7 protein-coding genes are annotated in these 9,216 nt (G+C 66.5%); 2 read left to right on the top strand and 5 right to left on the bottom strand.

Features of this window, described 5'->3' with window-relative positions; translation table 11 throughout:
• Nucleotides 1-208 precede the first annotated feature (208 nt).
• Nucleotides 209-811 carry a transposase gene (locus LW840_RS09930; protein ID WP_291267421.1) on the top strand — a complete coding sequence of 201 codons (603 nt, stop codon included), beginning with the start codon at nt 209-211 and terminating at the stop codon, nt 809-811.
• 62 nt (nt 812-873) lie between these two features.
• Here the strand turns inward: LW840_RS09930 and LW840_RS09925 are convergent, their stop codons facing one another.
• The gene (locus tag LW840_RS09925) at nt 874-1,443 is read right to left on the bottom strand and encodes a DUF4199 domain-containing protein (protein ID WP_291276914.1); all 570 of its coding nucleotides are present in this window, start codon (nt 1,441-1,443) and stop codon (nt 874-876) included.
• 411 nt (nt 1,444-1,854) lie between these two features.
• On the opposite strand from LW840_RS09925, the gene LW840_RS09920 reads away from it, so the two are divergent.
• Complete coding sequence (locus tag LW840_RS09920) at nt 1,855-4,242, top strand: DUF5916 domain-containing protein (RefSeq protein WP_291267940.1); 2,388 nt, start codon at nt 1,855-1,857, stop codon at nt 4,240-4,242.
• 5 nt (nt 4,243-4,247) lie between these two features.
• Here LW840_RS09920 and LW840_RS09915 read toward each other — a convergent pair whose 3' ends face one another.
• From LW840_RS09915 to LW840_RS09900, 4 genes are all read right to left on the bottom strand, one after another.
• Nucleotides 4,248-5,204, bottom strand: coding sequence for a glycosyltransferase family A protein (locus LW840_RS09915; protein ID WP_291276913.1), 957 nt, complete (start codon nt 5,202-5,204; stop codon nt 4,248-4,250).
• A 126-nt stretch (nt 5,205-5,330) separates the two neighbouring features.
• Entirely contained in the window at nt 5,331-6,890 is a 1,560-nt protein-coding gene (locus LW840_RS09910; RefSeq protein WP_291276912.1) for a glycosyltransferase family 39 protein, read from the bottom strand.
• A 71-nt stretch (nt 6,891-6,961) separates the two neighbouring features.
• Complete coding sequence (locus LW840_RS09905) at nt 6,962-7,732, bottom strand: glycosyltransferase (RefSeq protein WP_291268795.1); 771 nt, start codon at nt 7,730-7,732, stop codon at nt 6,962-6,964.
• A gap of 40 nt (nt 7,733-7,772) precedes the next feature.
• Nucleotides 7,773-9,137, bottom strand: coding sequence for a citrate synthase (locus LW840_RS09900; protein ID WP_291260521.1), 1,365 nt, complete (start codon nt 9,135-9,137; stop codon nt 7,773-7,775).
• Nucleotides 9,138-9,216: the final 79 nt, after the last annotated feature.

Raw genomic sequence — 9,216 nt, 5'->3', positions numbered from 1 at the left:
GGTCAGAGCTGGGGTCAGAGCTGGGGTCAGAGCTGGGGTCAGAGCTGGGGTCAGAGCTGGGGTCAGAGCTGGGGTCAGAGCTGGCTCCCACTTTGCGGCCTCGCTGCGCTACCACGGTAGCGCGCGCGTAGAAGTGATGAGGGGGAAACGGCGCTGGCGGATAGTGTTGTAGGCCAGTCTTCTGTCTCACGCCCAGCTTCCATTACACGTGGCTCGTATTCCACGCAGCGTAGTCCCCGGTGTTCCAGCGCATCACATCCAGCGCGGCAACAATCGTCAGGCCATCTTCATTGATGACCTCGACCGTCGAGTCTACCGTGAGCTGCTGATAGTCGGCACGCAGCAATTTGGCTGTGCTGTACACGCGTGGGTGTTCATGGCCAACCATGTTCACCTGCTCATTACGCCGCTACGGGCTGATGGCCTTGGTCGCCTTACCCAATGGATGGGTGCCAAGTACGTTCGGTGGTTCAACCAGCGCCATGGCCGAACGGGGACTCTTTGGGAAGGGCGCTTCCGATCCAGCGTGATCACCTCAGCGCGCTACTTTCTGACGTGTAGCCGCTATATCGATCAGAATCCTGTACGAGCCGGTCTTTGTACTTCGCCGGGGCAGTTCCCGTGGTCGAGCTACGCTTGCCTGGCGCTTGGGCATCCGGACACGCTCGTTACTGAACACGCCGAGTACTGCTCGCTCGGAGCTAGCGCTCCATTGCGCCGGGCCGCGTATCGTGACTTGTGTGATCCTCAGGTGGACGATGCCACACTCACCTACGTGCGGCAGGTGTTCCGGCGTGGTGAGCGGCTCTGACCCCAGCCCTGACCCCAGCCCTGACCCTAGCCCTGACCCTAGCCCTGACCCCAGCCCTGACCCTAGCCCTGACCCCAGCTCCCCTGACCCCAGCCCTGACCCCAGCTCCCGCGACGGCGGCTGACCAGCCAGGCGCTCACGAGGGAGAACGGAAGGGCCACCGGCAGCGGTTCGAGGAAGGTGTAGGCTGCCACCACAAACGGGTTGCGATAGGCTTCCGCAAACTCGGTCATCTGCTGCTGCATCGCGGCCAGTTCGGCGGCACTCTTGCCGGCGGCGCGCGCCTGCTCCACGGTGAAGCGGCCGTACTCCACCATGAAGTCGGGGAGCAGGGTGTAGTACACCACCTCCCAGATCACGATGTACACGAGCGTGGCCACCAGCGCGATCAGCGCCGCCACCTTGAGCGCCTGCCCGAAGGTGACCGTGCCGCCGGACACATGATCGCGATACTGCCGTGTCCCCACATGGATCATCAGAAAGGCGAGTACCATGCTCGTGTATCCGATGGCCATGCCAAGCGGACCGAAGCCGATCTGCTCGCGAAACGGATACGTGACCAGGAACATGCCGCCCATGATGGACCCGGCAATGAGTCCCGATGTCATGACCACGCGGGTGGTGGTCGTCACACTGTCTTGCGGCACCAGACGCTCCGTGGTTGATGTGCGCCGATCCAACCGCATCGGCTTCATGGGATGAGGCCAAGCCGGCGTGCCGCCTGCGACGGGTTGCGGTGGGAGAGCGTTTCGGGGTCGATTGCAGGCAGTGATGAGGGGGCGGCTGGCACCAAGGGCGGCGATGCCCAGGCTGGCATCGCTGGCGCCGTCCTGGCGAGAGTCCGTCCGGCCCACATCCCCACGCCCGCGAAGAGGACGGCCCCCATTTCGGGGGCGATCTCGAAGGAGTGGCCGCTGAAGGATCCGGGGGAATCCCGACCATGGTCCCAAGCTACGCTCACGGCAGCGCCGGCGTGCCGTAACGAATCACCCACGCGCCGCGTATGGACGGCAAGCGCCCCCCTTGCCCCAGCCCAACGCGTCGTGTCCCTGCTGCCCCTGCTCGTGGTGCCCCTGCTGCTGACCTCGGTCGGCACTCCGTCCGCGGCGACTCGGCGCATTGAACCGGGCCCGGTATACGATGGCCGCAGCGGCAAGACCAAGGTGTCCGTGCCACGCGCCGAGCGGGCCCCGGTGATCGACGGCATGCTCGACGAACCGGAATGGGGCACCGCGTCCGTCCTCACCGGATTCTCCCAGTTCTTTCCCACCGATGGGGTTGCCGCGCAGGACAGCACGGAGGTGCTGGTGTGGTACAGCGGCACGGCATTGCACGTGGGCGTGCGAGCCCATGCGGCCCCGGGCAGCGTGCGCGCAACACTGGCCGACCGCGACCGCATCACGCAGGACGACAACATCCAGCTGTTCCTCGGCACCTACAACGACAGTCGGCAGGCGCTGGTGTTCGCCGTCAATCCCTTCGGGATCCAGAGCGACGGCGTGCTCACCGAAACCGGTGCGGCAACGGGCGGCGGCTTCGCGAGCACCACCACCCGAGCACGCGAAGCCACGGATCTCGCGCCCGACTACGTGTGGCGCTCCAAGGGGCGCGTCACCGACCGCGGCTACGAAGTGGAGATCGCGATTCCGTTCAAGAGCCTCCGCTATCGCAACGGGGATGTGCACACCTGGCAGTTGAACGTGGTGCGCACCGTGCAGTCCACCGGGCATGAGCAGACGTGGACCGCGACGAAGCGGGCGAGCGCGAGCTTTCTCGCCCAGTCGGGGACGCTCGACGGGTTGCGCGACCTGCAGCGAGGCGTCACGGTGGATCTCATCCCCACGGTGACGTCGAGCGCATTCGGTGGGCAGGGCGCGACGCCCGGCTCATGGCGCTACGACACGCAGCGCCCCGACATTGGCGGCAGTGCGCGCTGGGGAATCACGAGCAATCTCACGCTGTCGGGAACGGCCAACCCGGACTTCTCGCAGGTGGAAGCCGACGCGACGCAGTTCTCGCCGGATCCGCGCATTGCGGTGTTCTTCGCCGAACGACGCCCCTTTTTTCTCGAAAGCCAGGAGCAGTTCAGCACCCCGAATCGCCTCATCTACACGCGACGCATCTCGCAGCCGATATTCGCCACGAAACTCACCGGCAAGCAGCGCGGTTTCGACATCGGCGTGCTCTCCGCCGTGGACAGCCGCGAGGCCTCGGTCACGGGCCGCGAGTCACCGCTGTTCAACATCGTGCGCCTGCAGCGGGATGTGGGGAAACAGAGCCGGTTGGGGTTCGTCTATACCGATCGCACGGAAGGACGCAACTGGAATCGTGTGGTGGGGGTGGACGGCCGGCTCGTGCGTGGCGTCTACAGCGTGCAGGCGCAGGCGGTGCGCAGCTTCACCCGCACCGGCGATGAGTCCGGATCGGCGCCGCTGTGGGATCTCTCCGCGGTACGCAATGGACGGGCGTTCTACGCGCGCTATGTCCTCAACGGCATCTCACGTGATTTCGATGCGCAGAGCGGGTTCATTGCGCGCCCCGGGATTGCGAACATCAGTGCCACGCACCGGCTCAACCTGTTCGGCAAACCCGGTGCCCTGGTGGAAGTGTTCAGCCCCGAGGTGTACGTCCTGGGACGATATCAGTACGCGGACTTCGTGACCCGGCGGCCGGCGCAGGATGCGCAGTTGCACCTGCGCACGAACACACGCCTGCGTGGCGGCTGGCAGGTGGGAGCGCAGTGGCTGCGTGAGGAGTTCGGTTTCGATCGCGACCTCTACGCCAATTACGTCCTGTTGCGTCCCGGGTCGGGCGGGCGGGTGGATACGCTCGGGTATACCGGCACGCGGCGGTTGCCCAACTTCGATTGGGTCACGTCGGTGAGCACCCCGGAGTTCAAGCGCTTCAGCGCCACCACCGTGGCGGTCTGGGGACAGGACGAGAACTTCCCCGAATGGAGTTCCGCCGACATCCTCCTCTTCAACCAGTCGCTCAACCTGCGCCCCACGGAGCAGCTGCGCCTGTCGGCGACGTGGGCGTACGAAACCTTTCGCCGCAAGACCGACGGCTCGCTGGTGCTGTCGCGGAATACCCCCCGCGTGCGTGCGGAGTATCAGGTCACGCGACAGGTGTTCGTGCGGGTGATCGGTGAACACTCGGTAGTGCAGCAGGATTCGCTGCGCGACGACTCCCGTACGGAGCTGCCGGTCTACCTGCGGCAACGCGACGGGACGCTGCGGCGGGCCGTGGCCTTCGAACGCACCCGCGCCCGGCTCGATGTGCTCTTCTCGTATCTGCCGTCCCCGGGGACGGTGGTGTACTTCGGATATGGCGACCAGTTGCGCGCGGACGAGCCTGATGGTTTCCGCACCCTGCGGCGCTCGGCGGATGTGTTCTTCGCCAAGGTGAGCTACCTGTTCCGGATGCAGTAGCGACGCTAGGTGGAGTCGGCGCGAAGCAGTTGGCGGGCGGCCTTGCGGAGACGCGCGAGCGGCCATGCCTCCCGGGTGGCCAGCTGGCGGTTCCAGATGGGACGCAGTTCCGGCGTGCGGTCGGCGAGCCCTTCGAAGAAATCGCGTGCGGGCCGGTCGAGGTCGTACCACACGGCAGTGAGGTCTACGGCGAGGGCGTGGTCGAGCGCCGCGAGGCACTCCTGCTCGAGCGTGGGAAAGCGGTCGCCGAACTGCGCCTGCCATTCGCGGAAGGCACGAAGCCGGTGCTCCCACGCTTTCTCGAACATGCTCACGGACGCGCGGCTGGTCTGCCCTGGATGCAGCCGATAGCGGCACGTCACGGCATCGAGGAGTGCAAAGCTGCCCTGGGTGGCCAGGCGCAACCAGAGTTGATAGTCCTCGGCGTGCCGTTCCCCGTCCTGATAGCCCCCCACACGCTGCAGAGGCTCACGGCGCAGCACGCAGGTGGTCTGCGCCACCGGGTTGGGCCCAAGCATGTGCGCCAGCAAGGCGCGTTCGGCGAAGTGCTGATGGCCACTTGTTTCGGCGATGGGAGGGAACACATCGCCCGTGGTGGTCCGGCTGCTGCACAGAATGGCTCCCGATTCGTCGAGGGCGCGCAGCGACAGTTCGAGATGCCGGGGATGCCACATGTCGTCGGCATCGAGGAAGGCGACGATGCTGCCGGACGCTCGTGCGATGCCGATGTTGCGCGCGCGCGCCGACCCTCCATTGCTCGTACTCTCCACCAGCGTCACGTCGAGCGTGCGCGCCACCGCCACGGTATCGTCGGGCGAGCAGTCGTCGACGACAATGACTTCCCCAGGCTGAACCGTCTGGGCGCGAACGGACGCGATGGCCTCGCCGAGGAATGCCGCCGCCCGAAACGCTGGAATGACCACGGACACCGAGCGACCCTCGGTCCGCAGGGAGTTACCCATCACCCGGTCCTAATCTTGAGAGGGAGAGCGAAAGCGAAGGTCACGGCCGGATGGGGAAATGGCCGATTCGGGCTGTCGGAATCACACTGACACCGAATACAGCGGCGAGTTCCGTGCCATGCGGGGTCACGGCCTCGCACCGTGTCTCGTCGTGAGGCGATACAGATGCCACGACGTTCCCCGCAGGACGTCGGCGGCGACTTCCGTGCGTACGTACCGTCGGTCGAGGCCGTCTGCCATGTACTGCCACGGGTCCTGAAAATCAGCCTCGAACTGCACGAGCCAGAGGTCAGGCGCCGCGTGCGCGCCGAGCCATGCTTCGGTACTGTCGCGCGTGACCGGAACGGTTGCCCACCCCTTGAAGGCCTGACTGGCCCACCAGGCTTCCACATTCACCGGAAAGCCGAGTATCGCGGGGGCGCTGTCCCGACGCAGGTGGTAGCGCAGGGGCACGGCCGCATAGTTCGAGATGATGTGCACGGGGAGGCGGCTCGTATCGGCGCGGATGACCGACGCGATGTGGGCCAGCGGGTGCGCTTCCGGTGTCGTCGTCATGCGCAGGCAGCCCGCCAGCGACACGACGGTGGCCGCGGGACCGGCAAGGACCAGCGCCGGTCGCAGGCGATGCAGCGCCACCAGCCCCCGCCAGAGCAACAGGAACAGCGCCGGGGCTGCCACCAGGAGATAGCGACGGGAGATGGGCACGATGAGCGTGCCCGCTGCCGACACAGCGAAGACGACAAGCAGCGTGAACGCCAGCTCGTCGCGTGAGCGCAGCGCCATGAGCACCCCAACCACAAGCACCAGGAAGGGAGCGGCGAGGAGGCCCGCCAGTACAACGCCGGGAGCGGGGAACACGCCCATGATGCTCGCGGTGCTCATGGCGAGATCCCTGGCCCACGGGATCATCCCCGGTGTTGTCGCGACCGTTCCCGCCGGCGTGGTCGCTGCGGCGGTGCCATTCGCCCGGGTCGCTGGCGTGGAGGCCGGGCCCGTCGCCGCCACCGCCTCGACGTGCAGGCGGTCAATGGCCGTTTTCCGGGCACGCTGCTCGAGGATGACCGGAAGCCAGAGCACGGTGCCCACCCCAGCCAGCACGGCGAACCGCACAAAGGGGCGCCACTCGGCGCGTCGCCGCAGGCAGCGCAGCAGCCAGGCGAGCCCTACGCCGCACAGGAAGAAGAGCCCCGTGTAGTGCGTATACACGAGCAGGGTGGCCGCCACGGCGAGGGCGGTGGCGTCCGACTGCCGGGCAGCGCCGCGCTCGTCGTGCAAGCGCACGATGCACGCCAGTGATGCCGTCGCCAGCAGTACCGTGAGCGCATACATGCGCGCTTCGCTGCCGTAGTACACGAGGGCCGGCGACAGCGCGAACAGGGCCACGGCGGCGCTCCGCACGGCGGCGGTGCCACCTGCCGGTCGCAGGGCTGCGGCGAACACGAATACGCTCGCCGTGTATGCCAGGAGTGACGGGAGGCGCAAGGCGAGCGGACTGTCGCTGGCGAGCCGCTGCCACCCGTTCATGAGCGCAAAATAGAGCGGCGGATGCACATCGCCGGTCACGAACGTCCAGAGCGAAGGCAGCGACATGGTCGAGAGCCACCACGTATGGTACTCGTCGAGCCACAGTTCGCGACGTTCCGCCAGGATGCCCGCCAGCACGAGGCCCGTGAGGGCCAAGGCCACGACGAGCGTGCGGTGAGCCCCTTCGTCCCAGCGCCTGCGGTCCGCGGGTCGCCGTTGGTCGTCGGCGCCCATCATCGCACGCTGTGCCGGATGCGCAGCAGATCGAGGAACGCCCGGAAGAAATCACGGGGGCGCACCTTCGATCCATCCACGTCAACCCACTGCTGCAGCGGCAGCTCGAAGATGCCGCGACTGCGATCGGTCGCGTGTGCGCGCTCGGGGAGGGCGAGCAGTCGGGCGATCATTTCCACATCGAAGATCCAGCGGGACACGAACGGTCGACGCAGCACATCCCGCAGGCTCGTCGATACCCGGAACATCTTGGCGCCGCACTGCGTGTCGTACACCGGCAGGGTCAAGGTCACCGACACCGCCGTGGCGAACACGCGACCGAGATAGTGGCGGATGGCCCGCCGACGGATGTTGCGGCCCAGCAGCTGCACGCGCGCGCCGAAGATCCAATCGGCATCCGGGTTGCGCCGGAAGGTCCCCAGAAAGTTGGGGATCTCCTCGAGGGGCGTGGCGAGATCGGCGTCCCAGAAACCCACGAATTCCAGCCCCGGACGCTCGAGCAGCGTCAGCAGCCCCTGGCGCACCGCTTCCGCCTTCCCCCCATTGGCAGGGAGGCGCAGCACCTCGGCGCGGCCGGAGGCCGACGCCTGCACCAGGTCGTCGAGCACTGCGGCCGTGTCATCGGTGCTGCCGTCGTCCACGAACAGCAACGCCGGTCCCGACGGATCGGACAGGAACGTCCGGAAGGTGGCCCGATCGAGCCGCCGGGCCTCGTTGTAACAGGGGACAACGAGACCCAGCGCCGACGCCTGCAATGTCGAATCGTTCAATCGTGTCTGGGGCACACTGTGTCGTTCGGGAGCGGCGCGGCTACTTCCGAATGCTGTCCTTGCGCGCCTTGGGGAACTTCTCGGTGAGCAGGTCGGTGTACTGCCGCTCGCCTTCGCCAATGTAGATCTGCCGGGGGCGGGCGATCTTCTGCTCCTTGTCCAGAATCATCTCTTCCCACTGGGCCATCCAGCCCGCGACGCGCGCCACGGCAAAGAGCACCGTGAAGAAGTCGGTCGGGAAGGCCATGCTGCGATAGATGAGGCCCGTGTAGAAGTCGACGTTGGGGTACAGCTTGCGGGCGATGAAATACTCATCGCTGAGCGCGATCCGCTCGAGCTCCAGCGCGATCTCGAGGTCCTTGTCCATGCCGACCTGCGCGAACACCTCGTCGGCGAGTTGCTTCACGATGCGCGCACGCGGGTCGTAGCTCTTGTAGACGCGGTGGCCGAAGCCCATGAGCCGCTGTTCCCCCTTGCCGCTCTTGACCGCCTCGATGAACGCCGGGATGTTCTTCTTGTCGCCGATCTCGCTGATCATGCGCAGCACGGCTTCGTTCGCGCCGCCGTGCAACGGACCGAAGAGCGCGGCGATGCCGCCGGCAACCGCCGAGAACGGGTCCACGCCCGACGAGCCGATCGCGCGCACGGCGCTCGTGCTGCAATTCTGCTCGTGATCGGCGTGCAGGATGAGGAGCACTTCGAGCGCCTTCACGAACACCGGGTTCGCTTCGTACTTGGGCTCCGACATGCGCGCCACCATGGAGAGGAAGTTCTCCGTGTAGCTGAGATCGTTGTCGGGGTAGATGAAGGGCAGCCCCTTCACGTGCCGGTACGCGAAGGCGGCAATGGTCGGCAGCTTCGCCATGAGGCGAATCATGCTGATGTAGCGCTGCTGCGGGTCGTGAATGTCCCGCGCCTGCGGATAGAAGCTGGACAGCGCGGCGGTGGCGCTGCACAGCATGCTCATGGGGTGCGCGTCGTACCGGAAGCCCTCGAGGAACTTGCGGATGTTCTCGTGCACGTAGGTGTGGAACGTGATGTCGTGCACCCACGTGTCGTACTGCTTCTGGTCGGGCAGGTTGCCGTGCCGCAGCAGGTAGGCCACCTCGAGGAAGGTGGCGTTCTCCGCCAGCTGCTCGATGGGGTAGCCGCGATAGCGCAGGATGCCCTTGTCGCCATCGATGAAGGTGATGGCGCTGCGGCAGGACGCGGTGTTCATGAACGCCGGATCGTAGCTGAGCGTCCCGAATTCACCGGCTTCGCGCTTCACCTGCTTGAGATCGGCGGCGCGAATGTACGTGTCCCCTTCGGGCCCCTCGGTGCGAATGGGGGCCGTATAGGTGGATCCGGTGCGGCTGTCGCGGATCTCGAGGGCGTCGGGGGTGGTCGTCGTGGGCTGGCTCATCGCGGTCTGGATACGGCGGAGGTCACAGGACTGGGGAGCATGGCGGGTAAGCTAATGGCGGTACCGCCAAGGGGAGGGG

Source organism: Gemmatimonas sp. (genome assembly GCF_021298855.1).
In the GTDB taxonomy this organism is placed as follows: domain Bacteria; phylum Gemmatimonadota; class Gemmatimonadetes; order Gemmatimonadales; family Gemmatimonadaceae; genus Gemmatimonas.
Note: the sequence above shows the minus strand (reverse complement) of the source record. Positions and strands in the feature narration are given on the sequence as shown.

Bases quoted from the DNA above. Each gene is read 5' to 3' on its own strand.
- LW840_RS09915 (WP_291276913.1), bottom strand. From the start codon at position 5,204: ATGGGTAACTCCCTGCGGACCGAGGGTCGCTCGGTGTCCGTGGTCATT.
- LW840_RS09900 (WP_291260521.1), bottom strand. From the start codon at position 9,137: ATGAGCCAGCCCACGACGACCACCCCCGACGCCCTCGAGATCCGCGAC.